Origin of the sequence: Mesorhizobium sp. M7A.F.Ca.US.008.03.1.1, from assembly GCF_003997495.1 — a bacterium.
Lineage (GTDB): Bacteria > Pseudomonadota > Alphaproteobacteria > Rhizobiales > Rhizobiaceae > Mesorhizobium.
Genome location: NZ_RZRU01000008.1, coordinates 122890 through 143293, shown reverse-complemented (window position 1 = coordinate 143293; position 20404 = coordinate 122890). Strand labels below are relative to the sequence as shown.

At 63.2% G+C, this 20404-nt stretch carries 15 protein-coding genes and 1 pseudogene; 6 read left to right on the top strand and 10 right to left on the bottom strand.

The features are described 5' to 3' along the window. Positions 1-38: 38 nt before the first annotated feature. Positions 39-457: pseudogene (locus tag EOA16_RS13395) on the top strand (VOC family protein). Between the two features lie 18 nt (positions 458-475). On the opposite strand, the gene EOA16_RS13390 reads toward EOA16_RS13395, so the two are convergent. Together EOA16_RS13390 and EOA16_RS13385 are read right to left on the bottom strand one after the other, a co-directional pair. Next, positions 476-1948 carry a cobyric acid synthase gene (locus tag EOA16_RS13390; protein WP_127258585.1) on the bottom strand — a complete coding sequence of 491 codons (1473 nt, stop codon included), beginning with the start codon at positions 1946-1948 and terminating at the stop codon, positions 476-478. Further along, positions 1948-2562: a dimethylsulfonioproprionate lyase family protein gene (locus EOA16_RS13385; RefSeq protein WP_127258584.1), complete on the bottom strand. Its 615-nt coding sequence runs from the start codon at positions 2560-2562 to the stop codon at positions 1948-1950. The genes EOA16_RS13390 and EOA16_RS13385 overlap by 1 nt, the downstream gene beginning before the upstream one ends. A gap of 138 nt (positions 2563-2700) precedes the next feature. Between EOA16_RS13385 and EOA16_RS13380 the strand changes: the two genes are divergently transcribed. Both EOA16_RS13380 and mmsB read left to right on the top strand, forming a co-directional pair. Further along, positions 2701-3867, top strand: coding sequence for an isobutyryl-CoA dehydrogenase (locus tag EOA16_RS13380; protein ID WP_127258582.1), 1167 nt, complete (start codon positions 2701-2703; stop codon positions 3865-3867). A gap of 25 nt (positions 3868-3892) precedes the next feature. After that, positions 3893-4777 carry a 3-hydroxyisobutyrate dehydrogenase gene (mmsB, locus tag EOA16_RS13375; RefSeq protein WP_127258580.1) on the top strand — a complete coding sequence of 295 codons (885 nt, stop codon included), beginning with the start codon at positions 3893-3895 and terminating at the stop codon, positions 4775-4777. Positions 4778-5106: 329 nt separating this feature from the next. Here mmsB and EOA16_RS13370 read toward each other — a convergent pair whose 3' ends face one another. From EOA16_RS13370 to EOA16_RS13335, 8 genes are all read right to left on the bottom strand, one after another. Beyond that, positions 5107-7542 (bottom strand): FAD-dependent oxidoreductase, encoded by a 2436-nt coding sequence (locus tag EOA16_RS13370; protein WP_127258578.1) that lies wholly within the window; start codon positions 7540-7542, stop codon positions 5107-5109. A 192-nt stretch (positions 7543-7734) separates the two neighbouring features. Next, positions 7735-8379: a cytochrome c oxidase assembly factor Coa1 family protein gene (locus EOA16_RS13365; protein ID WP_127258576.1), complete on the bottom strand. Its 645-nt coding sequence runs from the start codon at positions 8377-8379 to the stop codon at positions 7735-7737. A gap of 81 nt (positions 8380-8460) precedes the next feature. Continuing rightward, on the bottom strand, positions 8461-8766 hold the full coding sequence (locus EOA16_RS13360; RefSeq protein WP_245455917.1) for a hypothetical protein: 306 nt from the start codon (positions 8764-8766) through the stop codon (positions 8461-8463). Positions 8767-8967: 201 nt separating this feature from the next. Then, positions 8968-10347, bottom strand: a complete 1380-nt coding sequence (locus EOA16_RS13355; RefSeq protein WP_127258572.1) for an aspartate aminotransferase family protein — start codon at positions 10345-10347, stop codon at positions 8968-8970. A gap of 47 nt (positions 10348-10394) precedes the next feature. After that, the gene (locus EOA16_RS13350; RefSeq protein WP_245455916.1) at positions 10395-10595 is read right to left on the bottom strand and encodes a hypothetical protein; all 201 of its coding nucleotides are present in this window, start codon (positions 10593-10595) and stop codon (positions 10395-10397) included. Between the two features lie 97 nt (positions 10596-10692). Further along, complete coding sequence (locus EOA16_RS13345; RefSeq protein ID WP_127258570.1) at positions 10693-12765, bottom strand: prolyl oligopeptidase family protein; 2073 nt, start codon at positions 12763-12765, stop codon at positions 10693-10695. 68 nt (positions 12766-12833) lie between these two features. Beyond that, positions 12834-14006: an MFS transporter gene (locus tag EOA16_RS13340; RefSeq protein ID WP_127258568.1), complete on the bottom strand. Its 1173-nt coding sequence runs from the start codon at positions 14004-14006 to the stop codon at positions 12834-12836. 112 nt (positions 14007-14118) lie between these two features. Further along, positions 14119-15294, bottom strand: a complete 1176-nt coding sequence (locus EOA16_RS13335) for an MFS transporter (RefSeq protein WP_127258823.1) — start codon at positions 15292-15294, stop codon at positions 14119-14121. Between the two features lie 342 nt (positions 15295-15636). Between EOA16_RS13335 and EOA16_RS13330 the strand changes: the two genes are divergently transcribed. The 3 genes from EOA16_RS13330 (at position 15637) to EOA16_RS13320 (ending at position 20402) form a co-directional block, all read left to right on the top strand. Continuing rightward, positions 15637-17214 carry a trimethylamine methyltransferase family protein gene (locus EOA16_RS13330; protein WP_127258566.1) on the top strand — a complete coding sequence of 526 codons (1578 nt, stop codon included), beginning with the start codon at positions 15637-15639 and terminating at the stop codon, positions 17212-17214. Between the two features lie 135 nt (positions 17215-17349). After that, positions 17350-17835, top strand: coding sequence for a DUF559 domain-containing protein (locus tag EOA16_RS13325; protein WP_245455915.1), 486 nt, complete (start codon positions 17350-17352; stop codon positions 17833-17835). Beyond that, a complete protein-coding gene (locus EOA16_RS13320; RefSeq protein ID WP_127258564.1) occupies positions 17832-20402 on the top strand; it encodes an FAD-dependent oxidoreductase in 2571 nt (856 codons plus the stop codon). Before EOA16_RS13325 ends, EOA16_RS13320 begins: the two co-directional genes overlap by 4 nt. Positions 20403-20404: the final 2 nt, after the last annotated feature.

The window sequence follows — 20404 nt, the reverse complement described above, 5'->3', positions numbered from 1 at the left end:
ACAGTGGGATATCGACCAACCCCATTGAAGGAGTTCCCATGCCCACCACCACTGAAGCGCCCCGCCTCTATCCCGCTTTGCGCTACAAGAACGCGGCAAAGATGATCGACTGGCTGAGCGAAGCCTTTGGCTTCAGCGTCCATGCCCGCTATGGCGAAGGCGATGTCGTGCACCATGCCGAATTGGTCTTCGGCTCCTCGATGATCATGCTGGGCACGGTGCGCGACGACGACTACGGCAAGATGGTCGGCGAACCCGGCTCAGGCGGCGGCAAGTCGATCTACATTGCCGTCGATGATGCGGATGCCGCCTATGCCAAGGCCGGGAAGGCCGGCGCCACGATCATCCAGGAATTGACCAACCGCGACTAGGCAGCCGCGAGTTCATCTGCCGCGACCCGGAAGGCAACGTCTGGTCCTTCGGCACCTACTGGCCGAAGGTTGGCGAGAAGGCCTAAGCCAATCTGTGCCGGGAATTACCGCGCCAGCCCAAAAATCGCATCGCAGTCGAGATGGGTCTCCAACTCGGCTGCGACCTCGTCCAGCGCCCGCTCGACTTCGGCCCGATAGTCGATGCCGCCGCCCTTGATGCCTAGGCTTTCGAGGAATTTGCCGCGAAAGCCGTCAGCGCCGAACAGGCCATGCATATAGGTACCCAACACCTTACCGTCGGCCGACACCGCCCCGTCCTCGATGCCATCGATGACGGCGGAAGGCCGCAGCGTATCCGGTCCGGTGGTGCGGCCGAGATGGATCTCGTAGCCTTCGAGCGGCAGGTCGTATTGTACCGAACGGGCGCTGACGTTGCGCACCGTCTTTTCCGGTTCCATCACCGTTTCGACGTCGAGCAGGCCGAGCCCTTCGGCTTCGGTAATGCTGCCTTCGATGCCGTCGGGATCGCGCACCATACGGCCGAGCATCTGGAAGCCGCCGCAAATGCCGACGACATGGCCGCCGCGCTTGCGGTGCGCGAGCAGGTCGCGATCCCAGCCGTTCTCGCGGAACTTCAGAAGATCGCCGATGGTCGACTTCGAGCCTGGAATGACCACCAGACCGGCAGCGGCGGGCAGCGGCTTTCCCGGCGGCACGAACACCACCTCGACCTGCGGTTCGGCCTTGAGCGGGTCGAGATCGTCGAAATTGGCGATGCGGCCAAGCATCGGCACGGCCACCTTCAGCGCGCGCGCTTCGCCGGACGCCAGCCGTTCCAGCACCACCGAATCCTCTGAAGGCAACCGCCCTGCTGCCTTCAGCCACGGTACGATCCCAAAACAGCGCCATCCCGTAAATGTCTCGATCGACTTCAGGCCGTCGTCGAACAGCGAAACGTCGCCGCGGAACTTGTTGATGAGGTAGCCGACGATCATGCGCCGGTCCTCTTCCGGCAGGATCAGATGCGTGCCGGCGACCGAAGCGATGACGCCGCCGCGATCGATGTCGCCGACCAGCACCACAGGCACATCGGCGCGCGTGGCAAAGCCCATATTGGCGATGTCGCGGCTGCGCAGGTTGATCTCGGCCGGCGAGCCGGCGCCCTCGACGATCACGAGATCGGCGCCCTCGCAGACCTTGCCCCAGGAGTCCAGCACGGCATCCATCAGCCGGCCCTTCATGGCCTGGTAGTCGCGCGCCCGCGCTTCGCCGAACATTTTGCCCTGCACGATGACCTGCGCGCCGACATCGGTCTGCGGCTTCAGCAGCACCGGGTTCATGTGAACCGATGGCGCGACACCGCAAGCGATCGCCTGCAGCCATTGCGCGCGGCCGATCTCGCCGCCGCCGGCTTTATCGCCGGGGATATCGGCAACGGCGGCGTTGTTCGACATGTTCTGCGGCTTGAACGGCCGCACCTTCAACCCACGCTTCTTTGCCGCACGGCAGAGGCCGGCGACCAGCACCGTCTTGCCGACATCGGAACCCGTGCCTTGCAGCATGATCGCTTTGGCCATCAGCCCCTGCCCTGCGCCACGGTTCCGGTGATGTCGGATTTCTGCGCCAGCGGCCCGCCACGCCAAATGTAGAGCGCCAGCAATGGGTCTTTGCCTGTACGCATGGCGTGATTGACGTTGGACGCGTGGTGGACGACCTCGCCGGCCGTGCGCATGCAAAAGCCGCTCTCGCCCATGCGCCATTCGGTGCCGCCGGTCAGCGGAATGTAGATTTCTTCAGCGACGTGATGGTGATCGGGATAGACGATATCGGGTCCAAGGATCAGCAGGCCGGCGGCGACCGCATCATTGGCGAAGTGGCCTCGGGTGCCGAACACTTCCAGCCAGCCGTAATTATCGATGAACTCTTTTCCGAAGTCCGCCTCGTCATAGGTCTGCCCCCAGCGGAAATCATTCCGACGCTCGGCAAGCAGTTGCACCAGCGGCTTGGCATCCGGCGGCGCCAGTTCGGCGGCGCGACCGAGATGGCGCAGGCAGGCGAGCGGATGCGGCTCCAGCGTGCTGGCCGGCATGTCCCAGCCTATCCGCGCCACGGCATCGCGCACCAAGGCGTGATCCACGGACGCAAGGTATGCGCGGAACCGATCCAGCAGTTCATCGAATTTTGTCGTCACATCGTGCTCCGGACATGCATTGATGCACAGCCGCTCCGCAGAGGGTCGGGTTGCGCGGCGGCATCATTGGTCTAGATTGGTGCGCGCGCAAAGCCAAAAACGACAGGCCAACAGGTCGAAGATATTAGGGAGCACGCCATGGACGCCGCGGTCGATGCGAGCACCAGCCAGTTCGAACTCAACGAGGAGCAGCGCGCCATCCAGGAGATGGCGCAGGCCTTCGCCGCCGACCGAGTCGCGCCGAACGCGCTCGACTGGGACCGCAACAAGCATTTCCCGGCCGACGTGATCCGCGAGACCGGGCCGCTCGGGCTCGGCGGCATCTATATCAGGGACGATGTCGGCGGTTCGGCACTTGGCCGGCTCGATGCCGTGCTGATCTTCGAGGCGCTTTCGCACGCCGATCCGGCCTTTTCGTCCTTCATCTCGATCCACAACATGGTGGCCTCGATGATCGACCGTTTCGGCAATGACGAACAGCGCCAGCGCTTCCTGCCAAAGCTGACCTCGATGGAATGGCTGGCGAGCTACTGCCTGACCGAGCCAGGCTCCGGCTCCGACGCCGCGGCGCTCAAGACCCGCGCGGTGAAGAGCGGCGGCGACTATGTCCTCAACGGCACCAAGCAATTCATCTCGGGCGCCGGCGACAGCGATCTCTACGCCGTCATGGTGCGCACCGGTGCCGACGGGCCGAAAGGCATTTCCACCATCGTCGTGCCCAGAGATGCGCCAGGCCTCTCCTTCGGCGCCAACGAACACAAGATGGGCTGGCACATGCAGTCGACCCGCCAGGTCATCTTCGAGGATTGCAAGGTGCCGGCGGAAAACCTTTTGTCCGGCGAAGGCACCGGCTTCGGCATTGCCATGGCCGGTCTAGACGGCGGCCGGCTGAACATATCAGCCTGTTCGCTGGGCGGCGCGCAGTCAGCACTCGACAAGGCACTTTCACACACCGCCGAGCGCAAGGCCTTCGGCTCGAAGATCAACCAGTTTCAGGCTTTGCAATTCAGGCTGGCCGACATGGAGACCGAGCTGCAGGCAGCGCGTATCTTCCTTTATGCCGCCGCCTCGAAACTCGACCGCAAGGCGCCGGATGCCGGCAAATGGTCGGCGATGGCCAAGCGCTTCGTCACCGACACCGGCTTCAACGTCGCCAACGATGCGCTGCAACTACTCGGCGGCTACGGCTACCTGCATGACTACGGCATCGAGAAGCTGGTGCGGGACCTGCGCGTGCACCAGATCCTCGAAGGCACCAACGAGATCATGCGCGTCATCATCGCTCGGGCGCTGATTGGCCGCTGAGATCACCAAAATTCGGAGAGAGACAATGACGACGATCGCCTTCATCGGCCTCGGGAACATGGGCAATCCGATGGCTGCCAATCTTGTCAAGGCGGGGCATGCGGTGAACGGTTTCGACCTCATGCCGGAAAACCTCACCGTCGCCAAGGAACATGGCGTGACGATCATGGCGAATGCCTTGGCCGCGGTGAAGGATGCCGACGTGGTGATCACCATGCTGCCTGCGGGCAAGCATGTGCTGTCGGTCTATGTGGACATCGCGTCCAAGGCGAAAAAAGGCGCGCTGTTCATCGACTCCTCGACCATCGACGTCGAATCGGCGCGCAAGGCGCATGCCATTGCCGCCAGGCACGGCCTACTGTCCATCGATGCGCCCGTCTCGGGCGGCACCGGGGGCGCCGCGGCCGGCACGCTGACCTTCATGGCGGGAGGCTCCGATGACGCCTTTGCAACTGGCGAGCCGATCCTGAAGCCGATGGCCGGCCGCATCGTCCATTGCGGCGGCGACGGCGCCGGCCAGGCGGCAAAGATCTGCAACAACATGATCCTCGGCATTTCGATGATCGGTGTCGCCGAAGCCTTCGTTCTGGCCGAAAAACTGGGCCTGTCGCATCAGGCGCTGTTCGACGTCGCCTCGACCTCCTCCGGCCAATGCTGGTCCTTGACCACCTACTGCCCGGTGCCCGGGCCGGTGCCGACTTCGCCCGCAAACAGGGACTACAACCCAGGATTTGCCGCAGCACTAATGCTGAAAGACCTGAGGTTGTCCCAGGAAGCCGCGCAAGGTGCGGGTGCTGTAACGCCGCTTGGTGCCGAAGCAGCTCAGCTCTATGCCTTGTTCAACGCCCAGGGACATGGCGGCGTCGATTTCTCCGGCATAATTAATTTTCTCAGGGGTAACCCAGCGTAACCCACGGATTTGGCGGGTTTTTCCGGTTTCCGTCGGTGAAAAAAATGCAAATTTAGATTTGCTTAAGCTCTCGATAACTCCGCGGTAACGATGTCCCTATAAAACGGATTGCGAGGCGGACATATCTCATCCGCCCGGCGCTCCGGATCAGGTCTCGCGTACCGGAGCCCGTAAGTTTCGACAAGTGCCATAAGTTTCGCAAAGTGTTTGTGTAGCGAAGCGCCATGCGTATCTGGCAAAACCGCGTTCCCGATGGAGCGCGGTTTTTGCGTTTTGCCCTGCAGCACGTTTCGAGACATCGACCTACCCGGATTGAACTTCGGGATGCCTCACATGCGCCCGCGGGCGCCTTCCGGATCATAGGGCGAGTCGGCGATCACCTTTGCCGCGCGGCGCTCGCCGAGGATCGAAACCTCGAGCTCGATACCGGGCAATACAAGGTCCAGCGGCAGCAGCGCGAGTGCGATGTCGTGACCAAAAGTATAGGAGTAGCCTGCCGACGTGACGTGGCCGACGAGTTCGCCTTCGCGGTAGACGCCCTCGAAGGCGAACGCGCTCGCATCGTCCGTATCAATCGACAGCGTGGCGATCCGGCGTGTGACCTGCTTCTGTTTTGCGACCAGTGCCGCCCGGCCGATGAAGTCCCCCTTGTCGAGACTGACGAAGCGCTCGAGGCCGCTTTCCCAGGCAGATAGTTCGAGATTCATATCGCGATACATGGCGCGGTAGGATTTATCGAGACGAAGCGATTCCAGCGCTTGAAGTCCGACCAGCCTCAGCCCGTGTGCCTCTCCCGATGCCAGGAGCGCATCCAGCAAATGCCGCTGATAGCAGAGCGGATGATAGAGTTCCCATCCCAGTTCGCCCGAATAGTTGACGCGCAGCAGCCGCACGTCGCTGGCCATGCCGACGGTGCCGGATTGCACGCTGAACCATGGGAAGGCCTCGTTGGAGAGGTCGATCTCCGTCAGCGGCTGCAATATGTCGCGCGCTTTCGGCCCAACCACCGTGAAGCTGCCGCGATCCTCGGTGACGTTGCGCAGCTGCACGCTGCCGTCTTTCGGCAACACCCGGCCGAGATCGTCAAGGTTCCAGCGCTCGGCGCGCGGCGTCGATATGAGGTAGAACAGGTCGCGCTGCAGCCGCGCCACCACATACTCGGCCTGCACGCCGCCGGCCGGCGTCAGGTGATGGGCAAGAGCGACACGACCGGGACGCGGCAGCCTGTTGGCCAGGATTCCGTCGAGCCAGTCCCTTGCGCCCGGCCCGCTGACCTCGAACTTGGTCATGGGTGTCATCTCGACCAAGCCAGCGGCCTGGCGGACAGCCTGGACCTCTGCGGCGACGTGGTTCCCCTTTGGGGTCCAGCGCCAGCTGTAGACGTTGCGCGCTTCGATACCGGCAGGCGCAAACCAGCTCGGCATCTCCCAGCCGTTCAACACATCCCATACCGCACCGAGCTGGTTTAGACGGTCATAGGACGGGGCCGTTTTCTGCGGTCGCGCCGCCGGCATGTCCTGGCCAGGATAGTGCTGTGCGGCGTGGGTGCCCCAGGCTTCCCGGACCTTGGCCCGGGTCCAGTTCTTGTTGGCATAGTGGCCGAACCGGCGGGGATCCAGTTCCGCCGTGTCGATGCTGCTGCCACCCTCCACGATCCGTTCGGAGAGGTAATAGCCAATCGCACCGCCCCAAAGGATGCCCCCAGGCACCCCTTCGGCGAGCCAGACATTCTCCAGGCCCCACGCCTGCCCCATCAGCGGCAGTTCATCGGCCGTCATCTGGAACGGGCCTCGCACATTCCGCTTGATGCCGGCGCGTCCGAGCGCGGGAACCAGTTCGGTCGCGCGTTCCCAGTTCCAGGACACAGCGTCGAAGTCTTCATCGAGCAGATCGGCACCGAACCATTCCGGAACGCCGTTTTCGGCGAACAGCTTGAGCTGTTCGGTGCGCTCATAGGGACCGAACATCAGCCCGTCCCCCTCTTCGCGCAGATAGCCCTCGTAACCCTCGTCCCTGAGGATCGGCATCTCCGGAAGACCAAGCCGTTTGCGTTCCACAATTTCGGGAACCGCCTCGGTGATCCAGTACTGATGCAGGATCGGGATCGCGGGAATGTCCAGGCCCAGCATGGCGCCTGTCTGGCGTGCGTAATTGCCGGTCGCAAGGATGACATGTTCGCAAACGATATCACCGCGCGAGGTCTTGACCTTCCACTCGCCGCTCGGCATCCGCTCGAAACCCACGACCTCGGTATCAAGATGGATCTTCGCGCCGAGGTCGCGTGCACCCTTGGCCATCGCCTGGGTGACATCGGCCGGTGCAATGTGGCCGTCATCGGGATGGTAAAGCGCGCCCAGCATGCTGTTGTTGTCGAGCAGCGGCCAGATCTCCCGCGCTTCCGCGGGCGATACGATCCGGGCTCGCACACCCTGGACTTCGGCGACGTCCATATAGCTTCTGTACTCGTCCAGCCTGTCGCGCGTGTTGGCAATGCGCAGTTGCCCGCATTTGTGCCAGCCGACGTTCTGGCTCGTTTCGGCCTCCAGGCCCTCATAGATTTCGATCGACCTGGCGATCATGCGGCCGACATTGCGGCTGCGCGCGTAAGAGGGGATGAGCCCCGCGGCATGCCATGTCGACCCGGCCGTAAGCTGTGTTCGCTCCAGCAGCGCCACATCGGTCCAGCCGCGCTTTGCCAGGCCGTAGAGAATGCCGGCACCCACACAGCCGCCACCGATCACGACCGCACGAACAGAACTCACCATATGCGCGTGCCCTTGTATGAAATTGCCACCGGTCCACATGAACGCATCCGCATACTGTCAGACAGCATCCGGCTTTTCAGCACATTTCCTTGTCTGAAGCGCAGCAGAGGTCACCCGCCTGTTGGGCCACAAGGCCAGCCGAACCGTCAGCCGTCACGCCGCCTATAGGCTGCGATTTTGCGTTTTTCCCAGCTATATTCCGATTGCCGCATTCGGGATCGGGACATGATCTTCGTTGATCAGCACGATCGGTGCATCGGCTCCTTCGACCCTGACGACCAGCAGGCGCAGGCTCCATGTGCCGGCTGTCCGGACAGCGGTCGAATAGGCCGTGCCCTTGCCCTTGGCGCCGTGGACGGGAATGCCGAACTGGGCGTCACCAGCCCCATTCGCATTGACGTTGAGTTGGCCGCCGACCCAGAAACTGTCGGTCAAATCATAACCCAACGCCCCCTTGACGCGGTCGTCGGCGCGAAGCCTGTCCATCGTCATGTGATAGGCATCGCTGCCTTTCAGGACGTAGGGAATGCTGCCCACCATCGTCGCGCAGCCGCCGATCCCGACCACCCAGACGGCAAGGCCGGCGATTGCCCAGTTGCGTTGCGTCTTGCGAAACTGTTCCGCGTCACGCCAGGCGCGGTTCTGCCAGGCCCAGCGGCTGCCGCGTGCGCCCAGCACGATGATCATGACGATGTTGACGACCGGGATCAGCGCCAGCAGCGCGATGAAGGTGCTGTTGCCGATGCCCCAGATCCAGTTGAGGAAGAAGGCGCCCCAGTTCCAGCGGTCGAGTTCGGCTGGAATTTCAGCCGGCTGGTTGAGCGGTTGTCCGGCCATCGTGTCCCCCATCGGTAACGTACCGACCGATTCTAGCGCATACGCTCCTCGATGCGCAAAATCAAAGTTCTGCAGCCTCGGTCAGGTCTTGTTGGACAGCCGCCGAAAATTTGCTTTCACAGCACGGCTTGCCGGCTTCAGCGCGGCGCTGATCGAGCGCTCCGCCGCGACACCGTTGAACAGCGATGGCGTGCGGCCGGAAAAGAGTTCCGGCCAGAACCGCGATGCCGATTGCAGGAAAGACATTTGTGCCGCAAACGCGCCTTCGGCCATAGCGGCGGTCTTCTCGTTTACTGCACACGCGGTCTCCGTGCTCCATGGCTGGCTGCTCCCGCCATCCATGGCCATCAACGGCAGCCGCATCATCGCCACCAGCGGCGCCAGCATCAGGTCGCCGCCGATGCTGGCCGCTTCTTGCGTCCGTCGGCTCTTGCCGGTCTTTCTCATGGAAATAACCCCTTGTGGCGGCCGAATCAGCCGCTGCCCCACACACTACGCGCTTGTGATGGAATTCGTTCCCTCGCCCCTTCAGCATGGTCTCACGGCTGGGCGCTCCCGCCGAGGAGCGCCCAGCCGAGGGGTCGAGTTCTACCGCTTGCGAAGATCGGCTTGCGCCAGATCCAGCGCCTTCGAGATGCGGTCGCAGGCCATATCGATCGTATCGCGGGTCCAGATCAGCGGCGGCGACAGGATCATCGTGTCGCCGGTGGCGCGCAGCATCATGCCATTCGCGATGGCGTGGTCGCGCACAGTTACCGCCGCACTCCCAGCCGGAAGGAACCGTTCCTTGGTCGCCTTGTCCTTGACGATCTCGATCGCGCCCATCAGTCCGATCGAACGTACCTCGCCGACCAGATCATGTCCGGCAATGCGTTCCTGCAACGCCTTGGCGAAATAAGGACCGGTATCGTTCCGGACGCGCTCGACCAGCCCTTCCCGCTCGATGATCTCGAGGTTCTTCAGCGCCACGGCACAGGCCACCGGGTGCCCGGAATAGGTATAGCCGTGATTGAACTCGCCGCCCTTTTCGACCAGCGTCGAGGCGATGCGGTCGCCAACCAGCAATGCCGACAGCGGCTGATAGCCCGAGGTCAGCGCCTTGGCGGTGGTGATCGTGTCGGGCTCGATGCCGAGCGTCTGGGCGGCGAACCACTCGCCGGTGCGGCCATAGCCGGTGATGACCTCGTCCAGCATCAGCAGGACATCGTATTTGCGGCAGATGCGCTGCACTTCCGGCCAGTAGCCGACCGGCGGTATCTTCACGCCGCCCGCCCCCATGACCGGCTCGCCGATAAAGGCGGCAACCTTGTCGGCTCCGGCTTCGAGGATGGCATCCTCGACGGCCTTGGCCGCGCGCAGGCCGAAATCATGATCGCTCTCGCCAGTCAGCGCCAGCTCATAGGCATAGGGCATCATCACATGGACGATGTTGGGCACCGCACCGTTGAGCTGCTTGTGCATACCATCCATGCCGCCGAGCGAGGTGCCGGCAACGGTCGAGCCGTGATAGGCCATCTTGCGCGAGATGATGCGGTTCTTCTCCGGCTGGCCTTCCAGCACCCAATAGTGGCGCACGAGACGTAGCGCCGTGTCGTTGGCCTCCGAGCCCGACGAACCATAGAACACCTGGTTGACGTGCTTCGGCGCGATCTCCGCCAGCTTCTTGGACAGCAGCACTGGCGTCGGCGTCGAGCATTTGAAGAAGGAGTTGTAGTAAGGCAGTTCCTTCATCTGGGCATAGGCGGCCTCGGCCAGCTCGTCACGGCCATAGCCGATGTTGACGCACCACAGCCCGGCCATGCCGTCGAGGATTTCAGCCCCCTCGGAATCGTAGATGAAAGGGCCGTTGGCATGGGTGATGATGCGCGACCCGGCCCCGCGCATTTCCTTGTGGTCGGTGAACGGATGCAGATGATGCGCGGCGTCGATCTGCTGAAGCTGCTTCAGCGAATAATTCTGATAGGTCATGTCTGATCTTCCCTCTGGATTCTATCCGGCAAGCCGGGGCGAATGCTTCAGAGGCGGAGAGGTGGCGAATAGCCGATGCGGGCACACAGCCGCAAAAGCTCGGCGCGCAGCGTGCGCGGTGACGGTGTCACCGCGACCCGCAATGCGCGAGCCTCAAATGCGTCAACCAACATCCTGACGAGAGCCATGGCTGGCACCTTAAGCAATTCCAGGAAAAGTGTGAAACGGTTTTCCTGGGAAAAGCGCATAGCGCTTTCCCCTTAGGGAATTGCGTCAAAACAACAGAGCGAGCAAAGGATCATCGAGGTGAACCACCCTTTGCGCCGGCAACGCTTGGCCTGCCGGTTATGCCGTCCCGCCCAGCGCCCTCTGCAGGAAGACATATTTCATCGCCGTCTGCGCCGCCTGCGGCCGGCGGTCGCCACGCCCGCCATGACCGCCCTCGGTCTCCTCGAAGAACAGCGTCCTGGCATGACCGGCTTCCTGCAGGCGGGCGGCCATCTTGCGCGCATGACCGGGATGGACCCGGTCGTCCGCGGTCGAGGTGGTCAACAGCACCGGCGGATAGGCGGTAGCGGCGTCGACATGCTGGTAGGGCGAGTAGGCGGAAAGCCACTTCGCGTCTTCCGGTTTCGACGGATCGCCATATTCGGCCATCCACGAGGCGCCGGGCGGCAATTCGGTGTAGCGCAGCATGTCGAGCAGCGGCACCTCGATGATGACGGCGCCGAAAAGCTCGGGATGCTGCGTCAAGGAAACGCCGGTCAGCAAGCCGCCATTCGAACCACCCTGGATGCCGAGTGAGCTTGCTGTCGCGATGCCGCGCTTGACGACATCCTGCGCGACCGCTGCGAAATCGTCGAATCCGTTCTGGCGATTGCCCTTCAGCGCCGCCTGATGCCAGGCCGGGCCGAACTCGCCGCCGCCGCGGATGCAGGCCTGCACATAGGCATTGCCCTTTTCCAGCCACAGCCTGCCGCGCACGCCGGCATAGCCGGGCAGCAGCGGCACTTCGAAGCCGCCATAGCCGTAGAGCAGCGTCGGCACCGGACCCTTCTGGCCCCGCCGCCTGACGACGAAATAGGGGATCATCGTGCCGTCCTTCGACCGCGCCTCGAACTGTTCCGAGATCAGCGGCGAGGCATCGAAACGCGCCGGCTGCGACTTCACGGTGGCGAGCGTCTCGCCATTGTCGTCAGACCAGATGATCGAGCTCGGCGTCAGGAAATCGGTGAAGGAGAAGGAGACGGTCGAGCCGAAATGCTCGGCATGGCTGATGCCGACATTGCCGTTCTCGGGCAGCGCAACCGGTTTCAGCGACCAGCTACCATCCTTGCGCTCGCAGACGATGACCTTGCCGCGCACATTGTCCATCAGGTTGATGAACAGGCGGTCTTGCGTACGGGCCATGCCGGCGATCGACACGCGATAGGCCGGCTCGAACAAGGTTTCCACAGGTCCGAGCGCGCCGGTCTCGGCCCAATGCGCGATATCGAGCGAATAAAGGCCGTCGGGCTTGCACAATGTGCCGTCGGGCGCCGTCCATGGGCTGCGCACGCCGAACACGAGCTGATCCCTGAATATTGCCGTATCGGTCATGTCATCCGGCAGCGGCAGCTGTTTGTTTTCGCCGGAAGGCAGCCGCAGGAAGATGTGCGAGGCGAAGAAATTCAGCGTCCGGGCCAGGATCAGATAGCGTCTGTCGCCATCGAACTCGACGGCGGCGCCAACGGCGAGATCCTCTTTCTGCGCCTCGAAGATCGGCGTCGCCTCTTCAAGCTTGGTGCCGCGTTTCCAGAGCTTGATCACGCGCGGATAACCGGAGTCGGTCTTGTCGGACTCTTCGAACGCGGCGGAAACAATCACGGTGTCTTTGTCCAGCCAGCTGAAGCCCGACTTCGACGCCCGCGCGTGAAACCCATCTTCTACGAACGATTTAGTTTCGATGTCGAATTCACGCATCTCGCTGGCGTCGCCGCCATCCGGCGACATCGAGACCAGGCAGAGATTGAAGTCCGGATAGAGCCGGCTGGCGCCGCCAAAAACCCATTTTATCCCCTCCTTCGCCGCAAGCTGGTCGAAGTCGAGGATCGTTTCCCATTCCGGCTTCTCAGTCTTGTAGGAAGCGACCGTCGTGCGGCGCCAGAGGCCGAGCACATTGGTCTTGTCCTGCCAGAAATTATAGACATGGCCGGCAATGGCGGCGCCAACCGCGATGTTGTCCTCGGCCGTCATCAGGTCGAGCGCGGTCTGGAACGACGCCTGATAGGACGGATCACCCTGCAGCTCGCCAACGGTGACCTCGTTCTGGCGATGCACCCAGTCGAGCGACTGGGTGGCTGTCCTGTCCTCCAGCCAGAGGAAGGGATCGTCGATCATGGGGGCGGAATTCGGCGTCTGGGTGGCAGGCTTGGTCATGAGATCTCCGATAAACGCGTTGCTTTGAAAAAGCCAACGCTGATAGGCCGTATCGATATTCACAATATTCAGCGCACAATTGAGGCTTTCCGCCGACCAGCAAGGCTCGCAATTGCCAGCGCCAGGCACAGCACCCCAAGCGTGATCGGCAGCCCGCCGGCGCCCAGAATATCCATGGCGCCGCCCGCCAGCGGCGGCACGGCGATGCCGCCGACGCCCCACATCAGCGAGAAGGCGGCATTGCCGGCAACCAGTGTCGAGCCGGTAAAGCGCTCGCCGAGCTCGATGATCGACATCGTGTAGATGCCGTAGGAAACCGCGCCCCAGACAAAGATCATCGGCCAGATCAGGGGCGACTCGATGAGAAGCGGAAGCAGGACGCAGCCGAGCACCGTGATCGCGACGCAGGCAAGCCGCACCAGGCGCGCGGAAAGCCTTTCCGCCAAAAGGCCGAGTGGCACCTGCATGGCGATGTTGCCAGCAATCATCACCGACAGCAGCGCCGACATGCGGGTTTCGGTGATGCCGTGATGGGTGCCATAGACCGGCAGCAACGCCAGCGCGCCCTGTTCGAAGCCGGCAGCGACTATGACGGCAAATAAAAGCAGCCACGCCAGCGGCACGAAACCCAGGACGGAAACCTGATGCCCGGCCTCGTCGACCTTGGGCAAACGCGGCAGCACCAAGCCCAGGCAGATGCCGCACAGCACGAAGGCGGAGACGCCGACGAGGAAGGGCGGCCAGCCCTCAGTGCCGACTGCAAGCAGGCACAGTGGCCCGGCCGCGAAACCGGCCGAGATGATCGTCGAATAGACACCCATGACGCGCCCTCGCCGGGCCGGCGGCGCCAGCGCGATGACCCAGATCTCGCTCAGCACATAGAGCGGGTTGGTCACCACGCCGATCAGGAAGCGCAGGGGAAACCACAGATAGACATTTTGCGTCCAGCCGATCAGCGCCAGCACGACAGCCGAAAAGGCCGCACAGGTAAGCGCCGTGCGCCCTGCCCCGAACCGCCGCGCCAGCGCCGGGATCAATGGCGACGACAGGATGAAACCAATCGGCGTCATGGCGGCCGACAAGCCGATCATCGCTGGCGAAACGCCCTGGCGCTGCAGGATGAAACTCAGCAGCGGATAGGACAACCCTTGCGCGATGGCGAACACCGAGACGGTCACGATCACACCGGTGATACCAGCCCATTGCATCGTCTCGTTCTTGTTCGATTCAACCAAATTCATTGTGCGCACCGCTATCGAGGCTGCAGGATTAGCGATTGAGCAACGTGGTGGTAAGCCCCTGGCGGGCGAAAACCGCTTGCTCCAGACAGTGCCTGTCAGGAGCTTGGGCTTGTCAGGAAGTTCGGCGCACGGACGACCGGTACAGCGCGAACATCACCAGCACCGCGTCGAGGCCGGCGATCACGACCGGCAGGCCGAGCGGGCCGATGCCTTGCATGAGCAGGCCCGCGCCGGGCGGGCCGACGATACCGCCGACGCCCCACATCAGCGCAAAGGCCGCGTTGCCAGCGACCAGCACAGAGCCCTTGAACCGGCTGCCGAGCTCGACCAGCGCCATTGTGTAGACGCCGTAGCCGACTGCGCCCATCACCAGCAGCACCACCCAGATCAGCGGCGTCATGATCAGCAACGGCAGCAGGGCCGCGCAGGTGGCGGTCGCCAGAGCGCAGACGATGATCATGGCGCGGCCGCCAAAACGCTCCGCCAGAAGGCCGAGCGGAATCTGCAGCAGGATGTTGCCCAGTGACAGCGCCATCACCAGCGAGGCCAGCACGGCTTCGGCCAGACCATAGCTGGCGCCGAAGACCGGGACCAGCGCATACGTGCTCTGCTGCACCGCCGCCGAGACCAGCACGGCAAGCAGCAGCGCCGGTGCCATTTTGGCAAAGCCGACAAGGCCGCTGGCAGGCTGGCCGTCATCCTCGAAACCGGTGAGCTTTGACGAGACGGCGTGCAGGATCACCGCGCAGAGCGTGAAGCCGGCGACACCGACAAGGAAGGGCGCCCAGCCCGACGTGCCCAGCAGGGTCAACGCGAATGGCCCGGCCGCGTAGCCGGCGCCCATCAGCGTGTTGAACACGCCCATCACCCGGCCGCGCCGCGACGGCGGCGCCAGCGATAGCGCCCACACCTCGCCAAGGATGTAGAGCGGGTTGATGACCACGCCGATGATGAAGCGGATGACGAACCAGGCCACCCAATCCTGCAGATAGCCGATCGCGAGGAAGCAGAGCGCGCCGATCAGCGAGGAGCCGACCGCCAAATTGCGTGCACTGACCAGCCGCACCGCCGCCGGCACGAACGAAGCCGACAGAATCAGCCCGAGCGGCATCATCGCCGCCGACAGGCCGATCAGTGCCGGCGACATGCCTTGCTTCTGCATCAGCAGCGTGAACAGCGGCGAGCTCAGCCCTTGCGCCGCGCCGAACATGGCCAGCGCCGCGGTGACGCCGGCAAGCGCTGCCCACTGCGTTCCCGCTTCGCCTTCGCTCGAGCCGGTCGCGACCATGCTGATGCGGTCATCCATATCAAGTGCTGGCCGTCAGGCCGGCAAGCCCGATTAATAAGGTGTGTTGAGATTCAGGTCAGGCCGAGTCGAGAACCACTGTTCGCAGGCCGGCATCACCTGAATATCAGCACACCTTAGCTACCGGTTCGATCCGGAGACAGGAAGGGCCGGATGACGAAATCCGCTTGCGCCAACGGGCCAACGCAATCAAGCCGATGTCGCAGCCGCGCGCCTGCCGTTCCGGCATGTCGCTTCCCTCGCCCTAGTGGTCGCCGCCTCCGCAATGGCTGGACAGCCGCCGGTCCATTATGCCGCCCGTTATCGCATCGTACGAGGACCATCATGACCGCCGCCCTACAACCCCTGGAACCGGCATTGGCCGGCGATCGCGCCCGTCGCGGCGGCCGCGCCGGAAAGCGCGCCAGCGGCTCGGCCGCGTTCGAGCAGCCGGCTTTCCGCCAGCTGAAGAACCCGCTGACGCCGACCAGGCTGGTCTCGGACGACGAGCTGGAATCGATCCACCTCGCTTCCTTGCGCGTGCTGCGCGAAATCGGCGTCGACGTGCTGCATGACGAAGCCCGAAGTATCATGAAGGCGCATGGCGCCGACGTGCGCGACGGCTCAGAGCGGGTGCGCTTCGACAGCGACATGATCCTCGAACTGGTGTCGCACTGCCCGTCGGAGTTCACCATCCATGCCCGCAACCCGGCTCACAATGTGGGCTTCGGCGGCAACAATGTGATCATTTCGATGATGGCGTCGGCGCCCAATTGCTCCGACATCGATCGCGGCCGCCGGCCCGGCAACCAGCAGGACTACCGCAACTTCTTAAAACTCGCGCAGATGCACAACATCCTGAACTGCACGGGCGGCTACCCGGTCGAGCCGACCGATATCCATCCGTCCGTCCGCCACCTCGAATGCATCCGCGATCTCAGCGTGCTCACCGACAAGGTGTTCCACATCTATTCGCTCGGCAAGGAACGCAATGTCGACGGCATCGAGATCGCCAGGATCGCGCGCGGCGTCAGCCACGAACAGATGCTGGAAGAGCCGTCCGTCTTCACCATCATCAACACCAATTCGCCGCTCAAGCTCGACGTGCCGATGATGGAAGGCATCATCCAGATGTCGAGCAAGGGCCAGGTCGTCGTCGTGACGCCGTTCACGCTTTCGGGGGCCATGGCGCCGGTCACCATCGCCGGCGCGCTGGTGCAGCAGAACGCCGAAGCGCTGTCCGGCATCGCCTTCGCCCAGATGGTGCGCAAGGGCGCCCCCGTCGGCTATGGCGGCTTCACCTCCAATGTCGACATGAAGTCCGGTTCACCGGCCTTCGGCACACCGGAATACATGAAGGCGCAGCTCGTTGGCGGCCAGCTTGCCCGCCGCTACAACATCCCCTACCGCACCTCCAACACCTGCGCCGCCAACACGGTCGACGCGCAGGCGGCATACGAGAGCGTGTTCTCCCTGTGGGGTGCCATCCAGGGCGGCGGCAATCTGATGATGCATGCCGCCGGCTGGCTCGAGGGCGGCCTGCGCTGCTCCTACGAGAAGACCATTCTGGACATCGACCTGCTGCAGATGGTGGCCGAATTCCTGACCCCGCTCGACCTTTCCGAAGAGGCGCTCGGCTTCGACGCCATCCAGTCGGTTGGTCCGGGCGGCCATTTCTTCGGCACCCAGCACACGCAGGACCGCTACAAGACCGCCTTCTACTCGCCGATCCTCTCCGACTGGCGCAATTACGAGACCTGGGCGGAAGCCGGCTCACCGACAGCGCTCGAAAAGGCCAACAAAGTCTGGAAGGAGCGACTTGCGTCCTATGAAGAGCCCTATATGGACCCGGCCATCCGCGAGGAACTTAACGCCTTTGTCGACAAGCGCCGGTCCGAGGGCGGCGCGCCGACCGATTTCTGATCAATGTTGTTGATGAACAGTCGACCCCCACTCAGTCGTCCTGCACTCGACACCTCTCCCCCGATCGACGGGGGAGAGGAAAGGCGCGAGCTTATGCCGGCTAGCGCCCTTCCTCTCCCTCCGGAGGGGGGAGAGGTGGCGTCGCGAAGCGGCGACGGAGTGGGGGAAGCCGTTCATGAAATGCGAAGTCGTCGAAAGACAGGCACAACTCAGCGAGCGAGAAAACTCAGGCAAGGTGATAATCAAGCCGAAGCGCTGCTTTGGCTTGAGTTAAAAGCCCGCAAGCTTGGCGGCTACAAGTTCACGCGACAGTTCCCTATCGAACCATACTACGCAGACTTCGCCTGCCGCGAAAAACGGCTTGTTGTTGAAGTCGACGGACACCAACACGCCGGCAGTTCATATGACCGCCGACGCGACGACTTCATGCGCGCTGAGGGCTATTCGATCCTGCGTCTTTGGAGCCATGACGTCCTGCAACACCGTACTTCCGTCTGTGAAACCATCCTCGCCGCGCTTGACGGCAGGCTCGCCGAGAACATCGCTGCATCCGACCTCCGCTTTGTTTTCACACCGCGCTCACCCGATTCAATCTCTTCAAAAACGGACCTATCTAGATGAAATCTCATGTAAAAGCGGTTGTCATCGGCGGCGGCGTCGTCGGCTGCTCGGTTCTCTACCATCTAGCCAAGGCCGGCTGGACCGACATCATGCTGATCGAGCGCTCGGAGCTCACCTCCGGCTCGTCCTGGCATGCGGCGGGTGGCTTCCACACGCTGAACGGCGACCCCAACGTCGCCAAGCTGCAGGCCTATACGGTGCAGCTCTACAAGGAGATCGAGGAAATATCAGGCCAATCCTGCTCGCTGCATTTGACCGGCGGCGTGATGATGGCCGATACGCCCGAGCGCATGGACTTCCTGCGCCTTGCCCACGCCAAGGGCCGCTATCTCGGCATGGACACCGAGCTGATTACCCCGTCCGAGGCCAAGGCGATGTTCCCGCTGATGGACGAGACCAACTTCGTCGGCGCCATGTGGGATCCGGTCGAGGGCCATCTCGATCCCTCGGGCACCACTATCGCCTACTCCAAGGCGGCCAAGAAGCTTGGCGCCGAGATCGTGCTGCGCAACCGCGTCGTCGAGCTGACGCAGGAGGTCGACGGCACCTGGAACGTCGTCACAGAACAGGGCACGGTGAAGGCCGAGCATGTCGTCAATTGCGGCGGCCTGTGGGCGCGCGAAATCGGCCGCATGGTCGGCGTCGAACTGCCGGTGCTGGCCATGGAGCACATGTATTTGCTCACCGAGCCGATGCCGGAGGTCGAGGAATTCAACAAGTCGACTGGCCGCGAAATGATCGGCGTGCTCGACTTCAAGGGCGAGATCTACACCCGCCAGGAGCGCAACGGCATCCTGCTCGGCACCTATGAGAAGGCCTGCAAGCCGTGGTCGCCGGTCAACACGCCTTGGGATTTCGGCCACGAATTGCTGCCGCCCGACCTTGACCGCATCGCTCCCTCGCTGGAAATCGGCTTCAAGCATTTTCCCGGCATTGAGAAGGCCGGCATCAAGCAGATCATCAACGGCCCCTTCACCTTCGCGCTGGATGGCAACCCGCTGGTCGGCCCGGTGCAGGGCCTGACCAATTTCTGGTGCGCCTGCGCCGTGATGGCCGGCTTCAGCCAGGGCGGCGGTGTCGGTCTGGCGCTGTCGAACTGGATGGTCCATGGCGATCCCGGCTTCGACGTCTGGGGCATGGATGTCACCCGCTTCGGCGAATGGGCCGGCCTGCGCTACACCAACGCCAAGGTGCGCGAGAACTATTCGCGCCGCTTCTCCATCCGCTTCCCCAATGAGGAACTGCCGGCGGCACGCCCGGCGCAGACGACGCCGCTCTACGACACGATGCTGGCCAACAATGCCGTCATGGGCGACAGCTGGGGACTTGAGACACCGCTATGGTTCGCACCTGAAGGCAAGGAACCCAGGGACATCGTCTCCTTCCACCGCTCCAACGATTTTGGGCCGATCGGCGAGGAAGTGCGCGCCACGCGTGAGCGCGTCGGCGTCACCGAGATCGCCAATTTTGCCAAATACGAAGTCTCGGGACCCGCGGCCGAGGATTTCCTCAACCGGCTGATGACCAACCGCATGCCGAAGACCCGCCGCATCGTGCTGACGCCGATGCTCAACGAGTTCGGCAAGCTGATCGGCGACTTCACCATCGCCAAGGCAGCAGAAGACCGCTTCATGATCTGGGGTTCCTCGGCGGCGCAGAAATACCACATGCGCTGGTTCGAGAAGCACCTGCCGAAGGACGGAACGGTGCGCATCCACCGCTTCGACCAGGCCCTGGTCGGCCTATCGATCGCCGGGCCGAAATCACGGGACTTGCTGCAGAAACTGGTCGATGTCGACGTCTCGACAAAAGCCTTCCGCTTCATGGATTTCCGCGAGATGGCGGTTGGCGGGGCGCCCTGCATGGTCAACCGCATCACCTACACCGGCGACCTCGGCTATGAAATCTGGATGGCGCCGGCCTACGAGCGCCTGGTTTATAAAGCGATCAAGGACGCCGGCGAGGAATTCGGCCTTGTCGATTTCGGCATGCGCGCGCTGCTCTCCATGCGCCTCGAAAAGAATTTTCCGACCTGGTTCCGCGAGTTGCGGCCGATCTACGGACCGTTCGAAGGCGCGATGGACCGCTTCATCAAGCTCGAGAAGAACGATTTCATCGGCCGCGAGGCTGCCGCCAAGGAACAGGCCGAGGGTCCGAAACTGCGCCGCGTTTCCTTCATCGTCGATGCCGCCGACGCCGACGTCATGGGTGACGAGCCAATCTGGGCCAAGGTCAGCAAGGATTACGGCACGGTGGAAAAGCCGCATGGCTATGGCGCGCCGCGCTTCGACAAGGGCGGCAGGGAAATACGCGGCTCCAAGGCTGCCGAAGGCGCTTCCGCCGTGCGCGGGATCGTCGATGGCGACTGGCGCGTGGTCGGCTGGGTCACGTCGGGCGGCTATGCCCATTATGTGCAGAAGTCGATGGCACAAGGCTACGTGCCGGCGGCTCTTGCCGAGGACGAAAGTGCCGGACTGTTCGAGATCGAGATCCTCGGACACCGCCGGCCGGCCCGCATCAACGTCGAAGCGCCCTTCGACCCGAGCGGCGAGAAGATGCGGACCTGAGG

Coding starts and splice junctions, on each gene's coding strand:
- EOA16_RS13390 (WP_127258585.1), bottom strand. CDS start 1,948: ATGGCCAAAGCGATCATGCTGCAAGGCACGGGTTCCGATGTCGGCAAG.
- EOA16_RS13380 (WP_127258582.1), top strand. CDS start 2,701: ATGGACGCCGCGGTCGATGCGAGCACCAGCCAGTTCGAACTCAACGAG.
- mmsB (WP_127258580.1), top strand. CDS start 3,893: ATGACGACGATCGCCTTCATCGGCCTCGGGAACATGGGCAATCCGATG.
- EOA16_RS13370 (WP_127258578.1), bottom strand. CDS start 7,542: ATGGTGAGTTCTGTTCGTGCGGTCGTGATCGGTGGCGGCTGTGTGGGT.
- EOA16_RS13365 (WP_127258576.1), bottom strand. CDS start 8,379: ATGGCCGGACAACCGCTCAACCAGCCGGCTGAAATTCCAGCCGAACTC.
- EOA16_RS13360 (WP_245455917.1), bottom strand. CDS start 8,766: ATGCTGGCGCCGCTGGTGGCGATGATGCGGCTGCCGTTGATGGCCATG.
- EOA16_RS13355 (WP_127258572.1), bottom strand. CDS start 10,347: ATGACCTATCAGAATTATTCGCTGAAGCAGCTTCAGCAGATCGACGCC.
- EOA16_RS13350 (WP_245455916.1), bottom strand. CDS start 10,595: ATGCGCTTTTCCCAGGAAAACCGTTTCACACTTTTCCTGGAATTGCTT.
- EOA16_RS13345 (WP_127258570.1), bottom strand. CDS start 12,765: ATGACCAAGCCTGCCACCCAGACGCCGAATTCCGCCCCCATGATCGAC.
- EOA16_RS13340 (WP_127258568.1), bottom strand. CDS start 14,006: ATGAATTTGGTTGAATCGAACAAGAACGAGACGATGCAATGGGCTGGT.
- EOA16_RS13335 (WP_127258823.1), bottom strand. CDS start 15,294: ATGGTCGCGACCGGCTCGAGCGAAGGCGAAGCGGGAACGCAGTGGGCA.
- EOA16_RS13330 (WP_127258566.1), top strand. CDS start 15,637: ATGACCGCCGCCCTACAACCCCTGGAACCGGCATTGGCCGGCGATCGC.
- EOA16_RS13320 (WP_127258564.1), top strand. CDS start 17,832: ATGAAATCTCATGTAAAAGCGGTTGTCATCGGCGGCGGCGTCGTCGGC.